The organism is Aeromonas bivalvium, from assembly GCF_046078285.1.
GTDB lineage: Bacteria > Pseudomonadota > Gammaproteobacteria > Enterobacterales > Aeromonadaceae > Aeromonas > Aeromonas bivalvium.
This window is the reverse complement of the sequence record NZ_JBGXBV010000001.1, coordinates 1357722-1374862: the sequence shown is the minus strand read 5'-3', so window position 1 is coordinate 1374862 and position 17141 is coordinate 1357722. Positions and strand designations below refer to the sequence as shown.

Below are 17141 nucleotides of genomic sequence, written 5' to 3'. Positions count from 1 at the left end.
CAAACCGGCATCTGCGGCTGATTTACGGAAGAATTGTTTGGGACGGATGTCCCCCGCAGAGGTAAACATGTCCTTGCTAGAAGTCAAAAACTTGCGGATCGAGTATCCCTCCCGCTACGGGGTACTGGCCGCGGTCAAGGATCTCTCTTTCTCCATCGAGAAGGGTGAGGTCGTCGGTGTCGTCGGTGAGTCCGGCGCCGGCAAATCCACCATCGGCAATGCCGTCATCGATTTGCTGAGTCCGCCGGGTCATATCGCCCGGGGGGACATCTATCTCAACGGTGAGCTCATCTCCGGCAAGAGCCAGGATGAGATGCGGGCCATTCGTGGCTCCCGCATCGGGTTCATCTTCCAGGATCCCATGACCTCCCTGAACCCGCTGTTCACCGTGGAGCATCAGCTGGTGGAGACCATCCTCGCCAACACGGATCTCACTCGCAGCCAGGCGGTCGCCAAGGCCCTCGAGCTGATGCAGGCGGTGGGGATCCCGAGCCCGGAGCTGCGCATCAAGCAGTATCCGCACCAGTTCTCCGGCGGCATGCGCCAGCGGGTGGTCATCGCCATCGCGCTCTCGTGCGACCCCGAACTCATCATCGCCGATGAGCCCACCACGGCGCTGGATGTCTCCATTCAGGATCAGATCCTCCAGCTCATCCGCACCCTGTGCAAGGAGCGGGACGTGGGCTGCATGCTGGTGACCCACGACATGGGGGTGGTCTCCAACGTCACCGACAAGGTGGCGGTCATGTATCGCGGCGATCTGGTGGAATTTGGTACCACGGAGCAGGTGCTGGGGCGCCCCAATCACCCCTATACCCGCAGCCTCATCTCGGCGGTGCCCCGCTCCGACGTCAAGCTGGTGCGCTTCCCCCTGGTCTCCTACATCGAGGATGCCGGCGCGCCGGATACCAGCATCGATCTGAAGACCCACTGGCTCGGTCAGAGCCAGGACGAGCGGGCCTATGAAGGGGCCCTGCTGCGGGTGGAAAACGTGGATCTGAAGTTCGTCACCAAGGACTCCTTCTTCCCGAGCCGCCGTGAATACGTGCGCGCCTGCAACGACATCAGCTTCGAGATCTTCGAGGGTGAAACCTTCGGCCTGGTGGGGGAGTCGGGGTCCGGCAAGTCCACCATAGCCCGCGCCATCACAGGGCTATATCCGCCCGACAGCGGCAAGATCTTCTTCGAGGGGATCGATCTTACCGCCATCAAGCGCGAGAGCGATCGTCGCCCGCTGCGTCGCCAGATGCAGATGGTGTTCCAGAACCCTTACTCCTCGATGAACCCGCGCATGAAGGTGCGCGACATCATCGCCGAGCCGATCCGCTTCCATCGATTGGCCGAGGAGAACCAGATCGATGGCATCGTCAGCGATCTGCTGGATCACGTCGGCCTGGGTCGCGGCGCCGGGGTCAAGTATCCTCACGAGTTCTCCGGTGGTCAGCGTCAGCGCATCTCCATTGCCCGCGCCCTGGCGACCCGGCCGCGCTTTCTCATCTGTGACGAGCCCACCTCGGCGCTGGATGTGTCGGTTCAGGCCCAGATCCTCAACCTGCTCAAGGATTTGCAGAAAGAGCTTGGCCTCACCATGCTGTTCATCAGCCACGATCTGCCGGTGATCCGCCAGATGTGCGATCGGATCGGCGTGATGAAACACGGTCATCTGGTGGAAGTGGCGCAGACCGAGAAACTCTTTACCAATGCCGAGCATGAGTACAGCCGCAAGCTGATTTCCCTCATGCCGGAGTTCAAGGGAATGTCCCGCGAGGGGCTGGAAATCGCAAGCTAGGAAAGTGCCGGCGTGCCGGTTTTTGTTAGAAAAAGAGTGTCAATAAGAAGCTAACAGCATGGAGAAAGACATGAAGAAAGGATTATCCAAGATTGCAATGGCGTTGTTTGCGGCCGGTTTGGCCTTCAATGTCTCTGCCGCCGACATCAAGGTCGCCGTCGCCTCTGACCCCACTTCGCTGGATCCCCAGGAGCAGCTCTCCGGTCAGACCCTGGAGATGTCTCACCTGGTGTTCGATCCCCTGATGCGCTGGACGCAGGACCTGCAGTTCGAGCCCCGTCTGGCCGAAAAATTTGAACGCATCGACGACAAGACGGTGCGTTTCCACCTGCGCAAGGGCGTCAAGTTCCACTCTGGCAACGACTTCACCGCCGATGACGTGGTGTGGACCGTCAAGCGTCTGAAAGATTCCGTCGACTTCAAGGCCATCTTCGACCCCATCGCCGACGTCAAGAAGGTGGATGATTTCACAGTGGATCTCGTCACCGAGAAGCCCTATCCCCTGGTGCTGCAGACCGTGACCTACATCTTCCCGATGGACTCCAAGTTCTACACCGGCAAGACAGAGGCGGGCAAGGACAAGGGCGAGATCGTCAAGAACGGCGACTCCTTCGCCTCCACCCACGTCTCCGGTACCGGCCCGTTCAGCGTCAAGTTCCGCGAGCAGGGCGTCAAGCTGGAGTACACCCGCAACGCCAACTACTGGGACAAATCCTCCAAGGGCAACGTCGACAACCTGACCCTGGTGCCCATCAAGGAAGACGCGACCCGTGTTGCCGCCCTGCTGGGTGGGGACGTGGACGTGATCTACCCGGTCGCTCCCAACGATCTGGAGCGGGTCCAGAAGGGCAAGGACACCCAGCTGGTGACCCTGTCCGGTACCCGCGCCATCATCATAGAGCTGAACCAGAGCACCAACCCGGCCCTGAAAGACAAGCGCGTGCGCCAGGCGATCAACTATGCCATCAACCAGGTGGGCATCGTCGACAAGATCAACAAGGGCTTCGGTACCCCGGCCGGCCAGCTGAGCCCGAAAGGCTATGCCGGTCACAACGAGGCCCTGGTGCCCCAGTATGATCTGACCAAGGCCAAGGCCCTGATGAAGGAAGCGGGTTACGAGCAGGGCTTCAAGATGAGCTTCATCTCCCCGGCCGCGCGTTATGTCAACGACGTCAAGATCGCCCAGGCCGTCTCCGCCATGCTCTCCAAGATCAACATCAAGGTGGATCTGAAGACCATGCCGGTGGCCCAGTACTGGCCGGAGTTTGACAAGTGCGCCGCAGACATGCAGCTGATCGGCTGGCACTCCGACACCGAAGATACCGCGAACTTCTTCGAGTTCCTGACCTTCACCAAGAGCGCCGAGACCGGCATGGGCCAGTACAACTGTGCCGGTTATGCCAACGCAGAAGCGGACAAGCTGGTGATGGAAGCGAACGCGGAAACCGATCCGGCCAAGCGTAGCGCCATGCTGCAGAAAGTCGAAGCCATGCTGATCGACGACGCCGCCTATGTGCCCCTGCACTGGGAAAACCTGGCCTACGGCGCCAAGAAAAACGCCGACATCAAGCCCATCGTCAACGTGATGAACTTCCCGTACTTTGGCGACCTGGTGGTAGGCAAGTAATTACCCCGCAAGAAGGACGGGCGGGGGCATCGTGACGGTGCCCCCGCCATTAACAGAAGCCGATGCCAAGACATCGGCCAGAGTCAAGGACAAGCATGTTTACATTCCTGCTGAAACGGTTCTATCAGGCCGTGATAGTGATGTTCGTCATCAGCCTGGTCGCCTTCTCCATCCAGGACAACCTGGGGGATCCCCTGCGTGAGTTGGTGGGACAATCCGTCTCCGAGGCTCAGCGTCAGGCCTTGCGCGATCAGATGGGGCTCAACGATCCCTTCCTGGTGAAGTACAGTCGCTTCCTGAAGAATGCGGTGCAAGGAGATCTGGGGACTTCCTACTTCTTCAAGCGCCCGGCCCTCGAGGTCATTCTCGACAAGCTCGTCGCCACACTGGAACTGGTGTTTGGCGCCGCCCTCATTATCGTCCTGGTCTCCATTCCGCTCGGGGTTTATTCCGCCATTCGCCCGCGCAGCATACTGACCAAGATCATCATGGCCGTGAGCAGCATAGGGATCTCGATCCCGGTGTTCCTGACCGCCATCATGCTGATGTATCTCTTCTCCATCCAGCTGGGCTGGCTGCCGGCCTATGGCCGGGGCGAGACCCGTAACCTGCTGGGCTGGGAGTCGGGCTTCTTTACCTGGGACGGCATCTTGCACCTGATCCTGCCCGCGGTCTCCCTCTCCTCCATCATGCTGCCGCTGTTTATCCGGCTGGTGCGCTCCGAGATGCTGGAGCAGCTCTCCTCCGAATACGTCAAGTTCGCCCGCGCCAAGGGGCTGGACAACAACAAGGTCTACTACCAGCACGCCCTCAAGAACACCATGCTGCCGGTCATCACAGTCGGCGGCGTGCAGATCGGCACCATGGTGGCCTACACCATACTGACCGAGAGCGTGTTCCAGTGGCCGGGGACGGGTTTCCTGTTCCTTGAGGCGATCCACAGGGTCGATACGCCGCTCATCACCGCTTACGTCATCTTCGTGGGTCTTATCTTCGTGGTGACCAACACCCTGGTCGACCTGCTCTACGGGTTCATCAACCCGACCGTCAACCTGACTGCCAAGGGGTAACAGATGACTAACGCTGTGACTGTGAGCCCAAGCCGTTGGGCTCGTTTCAAGAACTCTGACATCGTCTACTACTTCCTGCGGGACAAGGTAGCCATGTTCAGCTTCGCCATCTTCGTGGCATTCGTGCTGGCGGCCCTGCTGGCCCCCTGGATTGCACCCCACAACGTCTATGACCAGACCAGCTTCGATCTGATGGATGCGGAGCTGCCGCCCTCCTGGCTCGAGGGGGGCGAGGCGCGCTTCTGGCTCGGCACCGACAACCAGGGTCGCGACATCTGGAGCACCATCCTCTATGGCGCCCGTATCTCGCTCACCATAGGTCTGTTCGCCGTCGGCCTGCAGCTGGTGCTCGGCATCGTGATCGGCCTCATCGCCGGTTATTACGGTGGCCGCATCGACAGCCTGCTGATGCGCTTTGCCGACGTGCAGCTGTCGTTCTCCACCATGATGGTGGCCATCATCATCTCCGCCATCTTCCAGGCGAGCTTTGGCTCCGAGCTCTATTCGCAGTTCGCCATCGTCATGCTGGTGGTGATCATCGGCATCGCCGAGTGGCCGCAATATGCCCGGACTGTGCGCGCCTCCGTGCTGGCGGAGAAGAAGAAGGAGTATGTGGAGGCGGCCCAGGTGATGGGGTTCCGTGCCCCGCGCATCATGTTCCGCCACATACTGCCGAACTGCCTCTCCCCCATCCTGGTCATCTCCACCGTCCAGGTGGCCAACGCCATCATGAGCGAGGCGGCCCTCTCCTTCCTGGGGCTGGGCATGCCGGTGGATCAGCCATCCCTGGGCTCGCTCATCAGCGTGGGCTTCAACTACATCTTCTCCGGCTCCTGGTGGATCACCGCCTTCCCGGGCATCTGCCTGGTGGTGCTGGTGCTGGTCATCAACCTCCTGGGTGACTGGCTGCGGGATGTGTTCAACCCGAAGATCTACAAGGGTTAATTCGGGTTAGCGGTAAAACAAGAAGGGCGCCATCATGGCGCCCTTCTTTATTGCTCGCGGTTTCAGGTCTGGCTTGCTGCCAGCTTTTGCATCAGGCTGTCAGCCAGGCCTCGATGCTGGCCTGAATGCCTGCGGCATCCAGACCCAGCAGGGCATAGATCTCTTCCTGGGTGCCCTGTTCGATGAAGCGATCCGGCAGGCCGAGATTGAGTACCGGCCTGCACTGCCTGGCGCGCATCAACAGCTCGTTCACCGCGGAGCCGGCCCCGCCCATGATGGCGTTGTCTTCCAGGGTGACAAACTGATCGTGGTTGGCGGCAAGTGCGAGCACCAGTGCCTCGTCCATGGGCTTGACGAAGCGCATGTCCACCAGGGTGGCGTCCAGCGCCTCGGCGGCGGCCTTGGCTTGCTGGAGCAGGGTGCCGAACGCCAGGATGGCGATGCCCTTGCCCTCGCGTCCCTCTCTCTCACGAATGATGCGCCCCTTGCCGAGGGCCAGCGCCTGCATCTCGCTCTCGACCTGGATGCCGGTGCCGCTGCCGCGAGGATAGCGCACCGCCGCAGGCCGATCGCACAGATAGCCGGTGTAGAGCATCTGGCGGCACTCGTTTTCGTCGGATGGGGTCATCACCACCATGTTGGGCACGGTGCGCAGGAAGCTGATGTCGAACGCCCCCTGATGGGTGGGGCCGTCGGCCCCCACCAGACCGGCCCGGTCGATGGCGAACAGCACGGGCAGCTCCTGCAGCGCCACGTCGTGGATCAGCTGGTCGTAGGCCCGTTGCAGGAAACTCGAATAGATGGCGACCACGGGCTTTTGGCCCGAGATGGCGAGCCCGGCGGCGAAGGTCACCGCATGTTGCTCGGCAATGGCCACATCGAAGTAGCGATCCGGATACAGCTGGCTGAACTTGACCAGGCCAGAGCCTTCGCGCATGGCGGGGGTGATGCCGACCAGCTTCTCGTCTCGGGCCGCCATGTCGCACAGCCACTGGCCGAAGATGGCGGAGAAGGTGGGCTTGCCGCCGGCAGACTTGGGCAGGGCACAGTCGTCCGGATTGAACTTGGGCACACCGTGATAACCGATGGGATCCTTTTCGGCGGGCTCGTAGCCCTTGCCCTTCTTGGTCTTGACGTGCAGCAGCTGGGGCCCTTTGAGGTTGCGCATGTTGCGCAGTGTCTCGACCAGGGCCTCGATGTCATGGCCGTCGATGGGGCCGATATAGTTGAAGCCAAACTCCTCGAACAGGGTGCCAGGGACCACCATGCCCTTGAGGTGTTCCTCGGCCCGCTTGGCCAGTTCCTTGACCGGCGGCAGTCCCGCCAGCACCTTCTTGCCGCCTTCGCGGATGGTGGTGTAGAGCTTGCCGGACATCAGCCGGGCCAGGTGGTTGTTCAGCGCACCGACGTTTTCGGAGATGGACATCTCGTTGTCATTGAGCACCACCAGCATGTCCTTGTGGACATCCCCGGCATGGTTGAGGGCCTCAAATGCCATGCCGGCGGTGATGGCGCCATCGCCGATGACGGCGACCACCTTGCGACCCAGCCCTTCGCGCTCGGCGGCAACCGCCATGCCGAGCGCCGCGCCGATGGAGGTGCTGGAGTGGCCGACCGAGAGCACGTCATACTCGCTCTCGCCGCGCCAGGGGAAGGGGTGCAGACCATCCTTCTGGCGAATGCTCTGCATCCGCTCCCGCCGTCCGGTCAGGATCTTGTGGGGATAGGCCTGATGACCCACGTCCCACACCAGCCGATCGAACGGGGTGTTGTAGACGTAGTGCAGGGCGACCGTCAGCTCGACTGTGCCGAGGCCGGAGGCGAGATGGCCGCTGGAGCGGCTCACCGAGCGCAGCAAGTACTCACGTAACTCGTTGCACAGGACGGGCAGTCTCTCCTTGGGCAGGGATCTCAACTCAACCGGGGTGTCAGCGAGGGCCAGGTTGGGGAACTTGCTTATATCAACGCTCATATTGTTACTGTTATCCAGCGTTCAGTGGGTTCGCTCGATGATGTAATCGGCAAACGCTTCCAGAATATCGGTATTGTAGGGCAAAGGGCGCAGGGCTGTTAAGGCTTTGCCGTGCAGTTCGCGAGCCAGCTCACGGGCCTGATCCAGGCCGAGCAGGGCCGGGTAGGTGCTCTTTTCCAGCGCCAGATCCGAACCCTGCGGCTTGCCCAGGGTCGCGGTATCCCCCGTGATGTCGAGGATGTCGTCCTGCACCTGAAAGGCGAGTCCGATGGCGGCCGCATAGGCCTGCAGCGCACCCAGGGTCTGCTCATCCATGTCGGCCTTGCACAGGGCGCCCAGGGTGACGGCACACTCGATGAGGGCCCCCGTCTTGTGGCGATGAACTTGTTCGAGTTCTGCCAGGGTGATCTGGCGACCTTCTGCCTGCAGATCCAGCGCCTGGCCGCCGCACATGCCAAGGTAACCCGAGGCGCGGGCCAAAGTGCTCAGCATGCGCACCCGGTTGGCCATCAAGGTATCGGGCATGGGGTGATCGGCCAGTATGCTGAATGCCAGGGTCTGCAGGGCGTCACCGGCCAGGATGGCAGTGCCCTCGTCGAACGCCTTGTGCACCGTCGGCTGGCCACGACGCAGGTCGTCGTCATCCATGGCGGGCAGGTCGTCATGGAGCAGGGAGTAGGCGTGGATGCACTCCACGGCGGCGGCGGGGCCATCGAGCCTGTCCGTCTCGACTCCCAGCATCTCGCCGACGGCATAGACCAGGAAAGGACGTACTCGCTTGCCTCCCAATAACAGACCATACTTCATGGCCTCGCGCAGCCGTGGCGCCATGGGGGGGAGGGCATCGAGCTGTTGTGACAGCCGATCATCGATACGCTGGCGATACAGGCGTGAGAAGCTATCCAGCGACACGGGTCAGGCTCCTTGCTCGGGTTGGAAAGGAACGGCCTGCTCGCCGCCATCGGCCTGGGTCAGCAGGATCTGGATCTTCTGCTCGGCCTGCTCCAGCTTCTGCTGGCCGGCGCGCACCAGATGAATACCCTGTTCGAACTGCTTGAGCGCCTCCTCGAGGGGGAGGGAGCCTTGTTCGAGTTGATGAACTATGGTTTCCAGCTCTTCCAGAGTGGCATCAAAACTCAGTCGGTCGATTTTTTTACTGGCCATGTTCATCCTCGGGGATTGAAAAAACGGCTCATCTTAACATCGTCGCCCCTTGGGGGGGAGCGGGAAAGCGTCATTGCCTCAAACTCTGGCCGTGACGGCCGATAAATAAGCCGACAGGGGTCAAGTGCGCACTTTCGCGCTTGCCGCTCGGGATGCAATAGCAGAAAATTCAATGAAATATGATGAATTCAAGAATCGGCTGACAGGAGTAGCGGCGTGGATCTAGGTAGTCTTATCGGCATAGTGTTGGGTTTTGGGGTGGTGATCTACGGCATGATCCTGGGGGGCTCCCTCAGCATGTTTGTCGACGTCCCCTCCATCTGCATCACCATCCTGGGCTCCATCTTCATCGCCATGATGAAGTTCAACGTTGGCCAGTTCTTCGGTGCGTTCAAGATCGCAGGCAAGGCCTTCATGCACAAGGGCGACAAGCTCGACGACCTGATCCAGAAGGCCGTCGAGCTGGCGGATGCGGCCCGCAAGGGGGGCTTCCTGGCCCTGGAGGCGGCGGAGATCCCCAACACCTTCATGAAGAAGGGAATAGACATGCTGGTGGATGGTCACGATGCCGAGGTGGTACGCGCCGTCATGGAAAAAGACATGGAACTCACCTCGGAGCGACACGTCATGGCGATCAAGGTGTTTCGCGCCCTCGGCGATCTCGGCCCCGCCATGGGGATGATAGGTACGCTCGTGGGGCTGGTGGCCATGCTGTCGAACATGAGCGATCCCAAGTCCATCGGGCCGGCCATGGCGGTCGCCTTGCTGACTACCCTCTATGGCGCCATCGAGGCCAACATGTTTGCCATTCCCATCGCCGACAAGCTGGAGCTGCGCAGTGGCGAGGAGCGCCTCTCCCGGGCCTTGATCCTGGATGCCATCATGGGCATTCAGGACGGTCAGAACCCTCGCGTGATCCAGTCCATGCTGCAAAATTACCTGAACCAATCCAAGCGCAATGACGGCGCCGAATAGGAATAGCCATGTCCAAATGCAAGTGTCCGCCGCCGGGCCTGCCCTCTTACATGGGAACCTTTGCCGACCTGATGTCGCTGTTGATGTGCTTCTTCGTGCTCTTGCTCTCCTTTGCCGAGATGGACGTGCTCAAGTTCAAGCAGATTGCCGGCTCCATGAAGTACGCCTTCGGGGTGCAGAATTTGCTGGAGGTGAAGGATATTCCGAAGGGGACCTCCGTCATCGCCCAGGAGTTCAGGCCGGGACGGCCGGAGCCGACGCCGATCGACACCATCATGCAGCAGACCATCGACATGACCCAGACCGAGCTGGAGTTCCAGCCAGGGGATGCCGATCAGGCCGGAGGCCAACAGAAGGAGGCGGGAGATCTGGCGGGGGGCAAGACCAGTGAACAGGCGAAGGAGGAGCAGCAACAGCAGCAGCAGGCCCAATCCAACGCCCTGGCGAAACAACTGGCGGAGCAGCTCAAGGATCAGATCCAGGACGGCGCCATCGAGATAGAATCTCTCGGCCAGCAGGTCATCATCCGCATCCGCGAGAAGGCCTCCTTCCCGGCGGGATCCGCGTTTTTGCAACCCCAGTTCTGGCCGGTGATCCGCAAGGTGGCCGGCTTGCTCAAGGATGTGCCGGGGGAGATCACCGTCTCCGGCCACACCGATGATGTCGCGACCGAGAATGAACTGTTTCGCTCCAACTGGGAGCTCTCCTCCCAGCGGGCGGTGGCGGTGGCCCATCAGATGATCAAGGTGGAAGGCTTCGACCAGAGCCGACTCGTGGTACAGGGCATGGCCGATTCCCAACCCTTGATGCCGAACGATTCGACCGAGCACCGTCGTGCCAACCGCAGGGTCGAGATCGCCATCATGCAGGGCAAGGCGAGCGTATCCGAACCCATAGGGGTACCGAACGACTCGCAATAGATGGCGCAGAGGAGGGGGCCGCATCGCGGGGGTACCATGGATTTTCCCCCGGCTTCATATTAAGATGCCCCATCCGAACCGATAGCTGCGGCTCTCCTTGATTGCCGCAGCTTCTCTTTATAAAGCAACCCAGGTTTCGACTATGAATCAAACTCCGATGACTGTGCGCGGCGCCGAGAAGCTGCGCAAAGAGCTCGATTATCTGAAGAGCGAGCTGCGTCCGCAGATTATCGAAGCGATTGCAGATGCCCGTGAACATGGTGATCTGAAAGAGAACGCCGAGTACCATGCCGCCCGTGAGCAGCAAGGCTTTTGCGAAGGGCGCATCCAGGAGATTGAAGCCAAGCTCTCCAATGCCCAGGTCATAGATGTCACCAAGATCGCCAACAATGGCCGCGTCATTTTCGGCGCCACCGTCAATCTGCTCAAGTCCGAGACGGAAGAAGAGGTGACCTATCGTATCGTGGGTGACGACGAGGCCGATATCAAACAGAACCTTATCTCGGTCAATTCCCCCATCGCCCGTGCGCTGATCGGCAAGGAGGTGGATGATGTGGCCATCGTCAAGACCCCGGCCGGTGACGTGGAATATGAAGTGCTGAGCGTCGACTACCTGTAACAGGTGGCTGGCAACGAAGAGGGGAGCCCTGGCTCCCCTCTTGTCATTTTCGGGCATCAATCCTCGGGCGGAGCATACGCCTGGGTAAAGGTGCTCTGATGATGCTGGAACATCCAGCCCCGCAGCCGCTCCTGATCCGCCTCGCTCATCTGAAACTGGATTGCCCAGCCGATGACGGTCTGCCCCTTGCGCACTTCCCTGATGAGGATGCCGCTGAGGGTGAGCGGTGCCAGTGCATCGAGCAGCAGGCTGGCATGGAGGACATCTCCTCGCTTGAGGGTATCGGGCAGACACTGGACGATGAGGCCGTTGAGGGAGAGGCTGGTGACCGGGTAATCGCCCCCCTTCAGCTGCAGCGTCCCCTCCGTGGCCAGACGCCAGGCTCTGGGATGATCGTGGCTGAGTTCCTGAATGACGGGGGCGGCAATGCGAGGTTCGAGAAAGCCATCGTCCCCCTGGGTGAAATAGAGGGGGAAGCTGAGCTGATGCCCGGCGAAGCGTGCCTCCAGGGCGAGCATGTCCGCCCGTTGCAGCAGGCCGAGCAGGGGCGTATCCAGGTAGCCGCTCAGGGATTGCCCGGCGGCCGAGCCCTGGTCTTTCCCCAGCTCCCGCAACATGGTCAGTTCTTCGTCGGTGAGTATCTGCTGATGGTCCATGGTCGACATTTCCAAGTATTCATCGCAGGTTAAGGCCCTGACGACTACTTTGGCAAGCGACTTGGGAAGAGGGGAAACGGAAGGAGAGAGCGGCGCTCTCTCTTACTTGCGGGGCAGCTGGATCTTGGGTTCGTTGGCCTTGCGATAGATGGTCAGCACGTGGCCCATGCTCTGCACCTTGATGGCGCCGGTCTCACGGACGATGGCATCCATGACCAGTTGCTTCATTTCGCGATCTTCGGCGGCGACTTTCACCTTGATCAGCTCGTGATGAGCCAGAGCGAGGTCGATCTCGGCCAGTACGCCTTCGGTCAGGCCGTGTTGTCCCAGCAGGACGACCGGTTTCAGGCTGTGGGCCAGGCCCTTGAGGTACTGTTTCTGTTTGTTGTTGAGCGTCATGGCAAAATTCTTCATAAGTCAGGGTTGAAAGGGGCGTATTCTACCCCCACTTAGCCCTTAATACTAATAACCCTTGTGGTTTTTTAAAGCCGATAACCATGACCCAGAAAAAACGTTCCCCCAGTTCAACTCGCTGGTTGAAAGAGCATTTCGACGATCAATATGTCAAGAAAGCCCAGAAACTTGGACTGAGATCCCGCGCCGTGTTCAAGATCGACGAAATCCAGGACAAGGACAAGCTGCTCAAGCCCGGCATGACGGTAGTGGATCTCGGTGCCGCCCCCGGTGGCTGGTCCCAGTTTGCCATCGATCAGGTCGGTGACAACGGTCGCGTCATCGCCTGCGATATTCTGCCGATGGATTCCATCGCCGGGGTCGATTTCCTGCAAGGGGACTTTCGGGAGGAAACTGTTCTGGCCGCACTGCTCGAGCGAGTGGGACCGAACAAGGTGGATGTGGTCATGTCGGACATGGCACCCAACATGAGCGGGACCCAGCAGGTGGATCAGGCGAGAGCCATGTATCTGGTCGAGCTGGCGCTGGACATGTGCAACCAGGTGCTGCGTACGAATGGCAGCTTCGTGGCCAAGGTGTTTCAGGGGGAGGGTTTTGATGCCTATCTCAATGAAATTAGACAACTTTTTACAGCAGTCAAGATACGCAAGCCGGACTCATCAAGAGCCCGCTCGCGCGAAGTGTACATTGTGGCTACCGGTTTTAAACTGTAGTACCCTACCTTTTAGCGTTAACTGTCAGTCTGCGAGGTTACTGATTTGAGTGACATGGCGAAAAACTTAATCCTGTGGCTGGTCATCGCCGTCGTGCTGATGTCGGTGTTCAATAGCTTCAGCCCCAGTGATACCACCAGTCGCCAGCTGGACTACTCCAGCTTTGTAAAAGAAGTGACCCAAGAGCAGATCCGCGAAGTGCGGATGGACGGTAAGGTCATCAATGGCGTCAAACGCACCGGTGAACGTTTCCAGACGATCATCCCGGCGCAGGATCCTCAACTGCTCAACGACATGCTCAACCACAACGTTAAGGTTGAGGGGATCAAACCGGAAGAGCCTTCCCTGATCACCTCCATCTTCATCTCCTGGTTCCCGATGTTGCTGCTGATCGGTGTCTGGGTCTTCTTCATGCGTCAGATGCAGGGCGGCGGTGGCAAGGGTGCCATGTCGTTCGGCAAGAGCAAGGCTCGTCTGATGAGCGAGGAGCAGATCAAGACCACGTTCGGTGACGTCGCAGGCTGTGACGAAGCGAAGGAAGAGGTCAAAGAGCTGGTGGATTACCTGCGTGATCCAACCAAGTTCCAGAAGCTGGGCGGCAGGATCCCCACCGGCGTGCTGCTGGTCGGCCCGCCCGGTACAGGCAAGACCCTGCTGGCCAAGGCCATCGCGGGCGAGGCCAAGGTGCCTTTCTTCACCATCTCGGGTTCCGACTTCGTCGAGATGTTCGTGGGTGTCGGTGCCTCCCGGGTGCGCGACATGTTCGAGCAGGCCAAGAAGTCCTCCCCCTGCATCATCTTCATCGATGAGATTGATGCGGTCGGTCGCCAGCGTGGCGCCGGTCTCGGCGGTGGTCATGACGAGCGCGAGCAGACCCTGAACCAGATGCTGGTCGAGATGGATGGTTTCGAGGGCAACGAAGGCGTCATCGTCATCGCCGCCACCAACCGTCCCGACGTGCTGGATCCGGCTCTGCTGCGTCCAGGTCGTTTCGACCGTCAGGTCGTGGTCGGCCTGCCGGATGTCCGCGGTCGCGAGCAGATCCTGAAAGTGCACATGCGCAAGGTTCCCTTGGCCGATGACGTCAACGCTGCCGTGATTGCCCGTGGTACCCCGGGTTTCTCCGGCGCCGATCTGGCCAACCTGGTCAACGAGGCGGCCCTGTTCTCCGCTCGCGAGAGTCGCCGCGTGGTCTCCATGTCCGAGTTCGAACGGGCCAAGGACAAGATCATGATGGGGTCGGAGCGTCGCTCCATGGTGATGCAGGAGTCCGAGAAAGAGATGACGGCGTACCATGAGGCGGGTCACGCCATCATTGGTCGTGTGGTGCCGGATCATGATCCCGTCTACAAGGTCTCCATCATTCCCCGTGGCCGTGCTCTGGGGGTGACCATGTACCTGCCGGAGCAGGATCGCTGGAGTCACTCCAAGCAGCATCTGGAGTCCATGATCTCCAGCCTGTATGGCGGTCGTCTGGCGGAAGAGCTGATCTACGGTGCCGAGAAGGTATCGACCGGTGCCTCCAATGACATCGAGCGTGCCACCGACATCGCCCGCAAGATGGTGACCCAGTGGGGCATGTCCGAGCGCCTCGGTCCCATGCTCTATGCGGAAGAAGATGGCGAGGTGTTCCTCGGTCGCAGCATGGCCAAGGCCAAGCACATGTCCGACGATACCGCCCGCGTCATCGATGCCGAGGTCAAGCTGGTGATCGACCGCAACTATGATCGTGCCAAGCAGATCCTGATGGACAACATGGACGTGCTGCACTCCATGAAGGACGCGCTGATGAAGTACGAGACCATAGACGCCAAGCAGATCGACGATCTGATGGCCCGTCGCGAGGTGCGTGCACCGAGCAACTGGCATGACGAGCACGGCGACACCCCAAGTGGCGGCAGTGCCACCAAGACCGAACCTGAAGAGGTGAAGGTCGAGGAGCCGAAAGAGGCGAACGTCGATATCGACAAAGCCAACGACGTGCCGGCCAAATAAGATAATTCACTCTCAAACCCCGGGCTTGCCCGGGGTTTTTTTCATTGATGCAAGATGGACCCTACCATGCAGTTGACCAGCAAGGGGCTCAGCCTCTCCCTAGAACGTCCCCACGTCATGGGGATCCTCAATGTCACCCCGGACTCCTTCTCGGACGGCGGTCGTTTCCATCAGGTCGAACAGGCGCTCGCTCATGCCCGCCAGATGGTGGCCGATGGCGCCACCCTGATCGATGTGGGAGGGGAGTCGACCCGACCCGGTGCCCCGGATGTTGGCGAGCAGGAGGAGCTGGATCGTGTGGTGCCCGTGGTGGCGCGACTCGCCCGTGAGCTGGAGGTGATGATCTCCCTCGATACCTCCAAGGCAGTGGTGATGCGCGAGGCCTGCGCCGCCGGCGGCCACCTCATCAACGATGTGCGGGCCTTGCAGGAGCCGGGGGCGCTCGACGCCGCCGCTGCGGCGGGTGTCCCCGTTTGCCTGATGCACATGAAAGGGCAGCCGAGGACCATGCAGGTGGAGCCACACTACGACGACTTGCTGGGGGAGGTGAGAGCCTTCTTCGACGAGCGGATTGCCGCCTGCCTCGCGGCCGGCATCTCCCGCGAGCGGTTGTTGCTGGACCCTGGTTATGGCTTTGGCAAGACCGTGAACCACAATTACCAGTTGTTGGCCTGGCAGCAGAAGTTGCTCGATTACGGGATGCCGCTCTTGGTCGGCATGTCGCGAAAGTCTATGATAGGTCACCTGCTCGGCCGCAGTGTCGATGAGCGCCTCGCCGGCAGCCTGGCCTGTGCCCTCATCGGGATGCAGCATGGCGCCCGCATCATAAGGGTGCACGATGTGCGAGAGACTATGGATGCCCTGCGCGCCGGCTGGATGGTCATGACGGGACAAGATTTCATTTCCAGATAACAACGAGAACAGACAATGGCAAGAAAGTATTTTGGCACCGATGGTGTCCGCGGCAAGGTGGGTGAATACCCGATCACTCCTGATTTCGTGATGAAGCTGGGTTGGGCCGCCGGCAAGGTGCTCTCCAAGAAAGGGACCAAGAAGGTGCTGATCGGCAAGGACACCCGCATCTCAGGCTACATGCTGGAGTCGGCACTGGAGGCGGGCCTCTCCGCCGCCGGGCTCAAGGCCATTCTGATGGGGCCCATGCCCACCCCGGCGGTGGCGTATCTGACGCGCACCTTCCGTGCCGAGGCCGGCATCGTCATCAGCGCCTCCCATAACCCCTATTACGACAACGGCATCAAGTTCTTCTCCGCCGACGGTACCAAGCTGCCCGATGAAGTGGAGCTCGCCATCGAGGCCGAGCTGGACAACGAGCTCAAGTGCGTGGAGTCCGCCGAGCTTGGCAAGGCCGTGCGCATCGAGGATGCCGCCGGGCGCTACATCGAGTTCTGCAAGAGCACCTTCCCCTCCAACTTGAGCCTGGAAGGCTTGAAAATGGTGGTGGACTGCGGCCATGGCGCCACCTATCACATTGCCCCGTCCGTCTTTCGCGAGCTGGGGGCCGAGGTGATCGCCATGGGTTGCAGCCCTGATGGTCTCAACATCAATGACGGTGTCGGCTCCACCGCTCCCGATGCCCTGGTGGCCAAGGTTCTGGAGAGCAAGGCGGATCTGGGGATCGCCTTCGATGGTGACGGTGATCGCCTGGTGATGGTGGACAGCACAGGCTACATCATCGATGGTGACGAGATTCTCTACATCATCGCCCGCGATGCCCTGCGCAACGGTCGCCTCAAGGGGGGCGTTGTCGGCACCCTGATGGCCAACATGGGCCTGGAGCTGGCACTGCAGACGCTCGGTATTCCGTTTGCCCGGGCCAAGGTGGGGGATCGCTACGTGCTGGAAATGCTCAACGAGAAAGGCTGGCGCATCGGTGGCGAGAACTCGGGTCATATCATCTGCCTGGATCAGACCACCACGGGGGATGGCATCGTCGCCGCCCTGCAGGTATTGACCGCCATGCGCAGCGCCGAGATGCCGCTGGCCAAGCTGCGTTCAGGTATGAGCAAGTTCCCCCAGATCCTGATCAATGTGCGTTTCTCAGAAGGGGAAGATCCCCTGACATCAGAGGCCGTGTTGACCGAGGTGGCCGCAGTGGAGCAGGAGCTGGCAGGCCGTGGTCGCGTCTTGCTGCGCAAGTCCGGAACCGAGCCGCTGATCCGGGTCATGGTGGAAGGGGAACATGAGGCCCAGGTGCGTGACATGGCAGAGCGTATCGCCCAACGGGTAAAGTCGGCGTTTTAATGAGCTAACAGGGCGGTATT

At 60.5% G+C, this 17141-nt stretch carries 16 protein-coding genes; 11 read left to right on the top strand and 5 right to left on the bottom strand.

Annotated features, from left to right (window positions below):
• The first annotated feature begins 67 nt into the window (after positions 1–67).
• The 4 genes from ACEUCR_RS06230 to ACEUCR_RS06215 all read left to right on the top strand — a co-directional run bounded on the left by ACEUCR_RS06230 (position 68) and on the right by ACEUCR_RS06215 (position 5431).
• Complete coding sequence (locus tag ACEUCR_RS06230) at positions 68–1789, top strand: dipeptide ABC transporter ATP-binding protein (protein WP_041995669.1); 1722 nt, start codon at positions 68–70, stop codon at positions 1787–1789.
• 70 nt (positions 1790–1859) lie between these two features.
• Positions 1860–3416 (top strand): ABC transporter substrate-binding protein, encoded by a 1557-nt coding sequence (locus ACEUCR_RS06225; RefSeq protein WP_041995672.1) that lies wholly within the window; start codon positions 1860–1862, stop codon positions 3414–3416.
• Positions 3417–3511: 95 nt separating this feature from the next.
• Positions 3512–4486: an ABC transporter permease gene (locus ACEUCR_RS06220; protein ID WP_041995675.1), complete on the top strand. Its 975-nt coding sequence runs from the start codon at positions 3512–3514 to the stop codon at positions 4484–4486.
• Positions 4487–4489: 3 nt separating this feature from the next.
• Positions 4490–5431: an ABC transporter permease gene (locus tag ACEUCR_RS06215; protein WP_111873373.1), complete on the top strand. Its 942-nt coding sequence runs from the start codon at positions 4490–4492 to the stop codon at positions 5429–5431.
• 91 nt (positions 5432–5522) lie between these two features.
• Here ACEUCR_RS06215 and dxs read toward each other — a convergent pair whose 3' ends face one another.
• The 3 genes from dxs to xseB are packed head-to-tail and all read right to left on the bottom strand — an operon-like array spanning position 5523 to position 8567.
• On the bottom strand, positions 5523–7403 hold the full coding sequence (gene dxs, locus ACEUCR_RS06210; protein WP_408788816.1) for a 1-deoxy-D-xylulose-5-phosphate synthase: 1881 nt from the start codon (positions 7401–7403) through the stop codon (positions 5523–5525).
• 21 nt (positions 7404–7424) lie between these two features.
• On the bottom strand, positions 7425–8315 hold the full coding sequence (ispA, locus tag ACEUCR_RS06205) for a (2E,6E)-farnesyl diphosphate synthase (RefSeq protein ID WP_111873371.1): 891 nt from the start codon (positions 8313–8315) through the stop codon (positions 7425–7427).
• A gap of 3 nt (positions 8316–8318) precedes the next feature.
• On the bottom strand, positions 8319–8567 hold the full coding sequence (xseB, locus tag ACEUCR_RS06200) for an exodeoxyribonuclease VII small subunit (RefSeq protein WP_111873500.1): 249 nt from the start codon (positions 8565–8567) through the stop codon (positions 8319–8321).
• A 216-nt stretch (positions 8568–8783) separates the two neighbouring features.
• Here xseB and pomA point away from each other — a divergent pair, with 216 nt between their 5' ends.
• The 3 genes from pomA to greA all read left to right on the top strand — a co-directional run bounded on the left by pomA (position 8784) and on the right by greA (position 11081).
• On the top strand, positions 8784–9542 hold the full coding sequence (gene pomA, locus ACEUCR_RS06195; protein WP_041995686.1) for a flagellar motor protein PomA: 759 nt from the start codon (positions 8784–8786) through the stop codon (positions 9540–9542).
• A gap of 8 nt (positions 9543–9550) precedes the next feature.
• Positions 9551–10462: a flagellar motor protein MotB gene (locus ACEUCR_RS06190; RefSeq protein WP_041995688.1), complete on the top strand. Its 912-nt coding sequence runs from the start codon at positions 9551–9553 to the stop codon at positions 10460–10462.
• 142 nt (positions 10463–10604) lie between these two features.
• Positions 10605–11081 carry a transcription elongation factor GreA gene (gene greA, locus ACEUCR_RS06185; protein WP_041995690.1) on the top strand — a complete coding sequence of 159 codons (477 nt, stop codon included), beginning with the start codon at positions 10605–10607 and terminating at the stop codon, positions 11079–11081.
• A 56-nt stretch (positions 11082–11137) separates the two neighbouring features.
• Here greA and ACEUCR_RS06180 read toward each other — a convergent pair whose 3' ends face one another.
• Both ACEUCR_RS06180 and yhbY read right to left on the bottom strand, forming a co-directional pair.
• Positions 11138–11746 (bottom strand): PilZ domain-containing protein, encoded by a 609-nt coding sequence (locus ACEUCR_RS06180; RefSeq protein WP_244911285.1) that lies wholly within the window; start codon positions 11744–11746, stop codon positions 11138–11140.
• 93 nt (positions 11747–11839) lie between these two features.
• Positions 11840–12136, bottom strand: coding sequence for a ribosome assembly RNA-binding protein YhbY (gene yhbY, locus ACEUCR_RS06175; RefSeq protein ID WP_041995693.1), 297 nt, complete (start codon positions 12134–12136; stop codon positions 11840–11842).
• Positions 12137–12234: 98 nt separating this feature from the next.
• Here yhbY and rlmE point away from each other — a divergent pair, with 98 nt between their 5' ends.
• The 4 genes from rlmE (at position 12235) to glmM (ending at position 17121) form a co-directional block, all read left to right on the top strand.
• On the top strand, positions 12235–12864 hold the full coding sequence (gene rlmE, locus ACEUCR_RS06170) for a 23S rRNA (uridine(2552)-2'-O)-methyltransferase RlmE (RefSeq protein WP_041995696.1): 630 nt from the start codon (positions 12235–12237) through the stop codon (positions 12862–12864).
• A gap of 45 nt (positions 12865–12909) precedes the next feature.
• Entirely contained in the window at positions 12910–14859 is a 1950-nt protein-coding gene (ftsH, locus tag ACEUCR_RS06165; protein ID WP_041995699.1) for an ATP-dependent zinc metalloprotease FtsH, read from the top strand.
• Between the two features lie 66 nt (positions 14860–14925).
• Complete coding sequence (gene folP, locus ACEUCR_RS06160) at positions 14926–15771, top strand: dihydropteroate synthase (protein ID WP_041995958.1); 846 nt, start codon at positions 14926–14928, stop codon at positions 15769–15771.
• Positions 15772–15786: 15 nt separating this feature from the next.
• A complete protein-coding gene (glmM, locus tag ACEUCR_RS06155; RefSeq protein ID WP_041995702.1) occupies positions 15787–17121 on the top strand; it encodes a phosphoglucosamine mutase in 1335 nt (444 codons plus the stop codon).
• Positions 17122–17141 lie beyond the last annotated feature (20 nt).

Excerpts from the sequence above, each read along its gene's own strand:
- ACEUCR_RS06230 (WP_041995669.1), top strand. The coding sequence starts at position 68 with ATGTCCTTGCTAGAAGTCAAAAACTTGCGGATCGAGTATCCCTCCCGC.
- ACEUCR_RS06225 (WP_041995672.1), top strand. The coding sequence starts at position 1,860 with ATGAAGAAAGGATTATCCAAGATTGCAATGGCGTTGTTTGCGGCCGGT.
- ACEUCR_RS06220 (WP_041995675.1), top strand. The coding sequence starts at position 3,512 with ATGTTTACATTCCTGCTGAAACGGTTCTATCAGGCCGTGATAGTGATG.
- ACEUCR_RS06215 (WP_111873373.1), top strand. The coding sequence starts at position 4,490 with ATGACTAACGCTGTGACTGTGAGCCCAAGCCGTTGGGCTCGTTTCAAG.
- dxs (WP_408788816.1), bottom strand. The coding sequence starts at position 7,403 with ATGAGCGTTGATATAAGCAAGTTCCCCAACCTGGCCCTCGCTGACACC.
- xseB (WP_111873500.1), bottom strand. The coding sequence starts at position 8,567 with ATGGCCAGTAAAAAAATCGACCGACTGAGTTTTGATGCCACTCTGGAA.
- ACEUCR_RS06190 (WP_041995688.1), top strand. The coding sequence starts at position 9,551 with ATGTCCAAATGCAAGTGTCCGCCGCCGGGCCTGCCCTCTTACATGGGA.
- greA (WP_041995690.1), top strand. The coding sequence starts at position 10,605 with ATGAATCAAACTCCGATGACTGTGCGCGGCGCCGAGAAGCTGCGCAAA.
- ACEUCR_RS06180 (WP_244911285.1), bottom strand. The coding sequence starts at position 11,746 with ATGTCGACCATGGACCATCAGCAGATACTCACCGACGAAGAACTGACC.
- yhbY (WP_041995693.1), bottom strand. The coding sequence starts at position 12,136 with ATGACGCTCAACAACAAACAGAAACAGTACCTCAAGGGCCTGGCCCAC.
- rlmE (WP_041995696.1), top strand. The coding sequence starts at position 12,235 with ATGACCCAGAAAAAACGTTCCCCCAGTTCAACTCGCTGGTTGAAAGAG.
- folP (WP_041995958.1), top strand. The coding sequence starts at position 14,926 with ATGCAGTTGACCAGCAAGGGGCTCAGCCTCTCCCTAGAACGTCCCCAC.
- glmM (WP_041995702.1), top strand. The coding sequence starts at position 15,787 with ATGGCAAGAAAGTATTTTGGCACCGATGGTGTCCGCGGCAAGGTGGGT.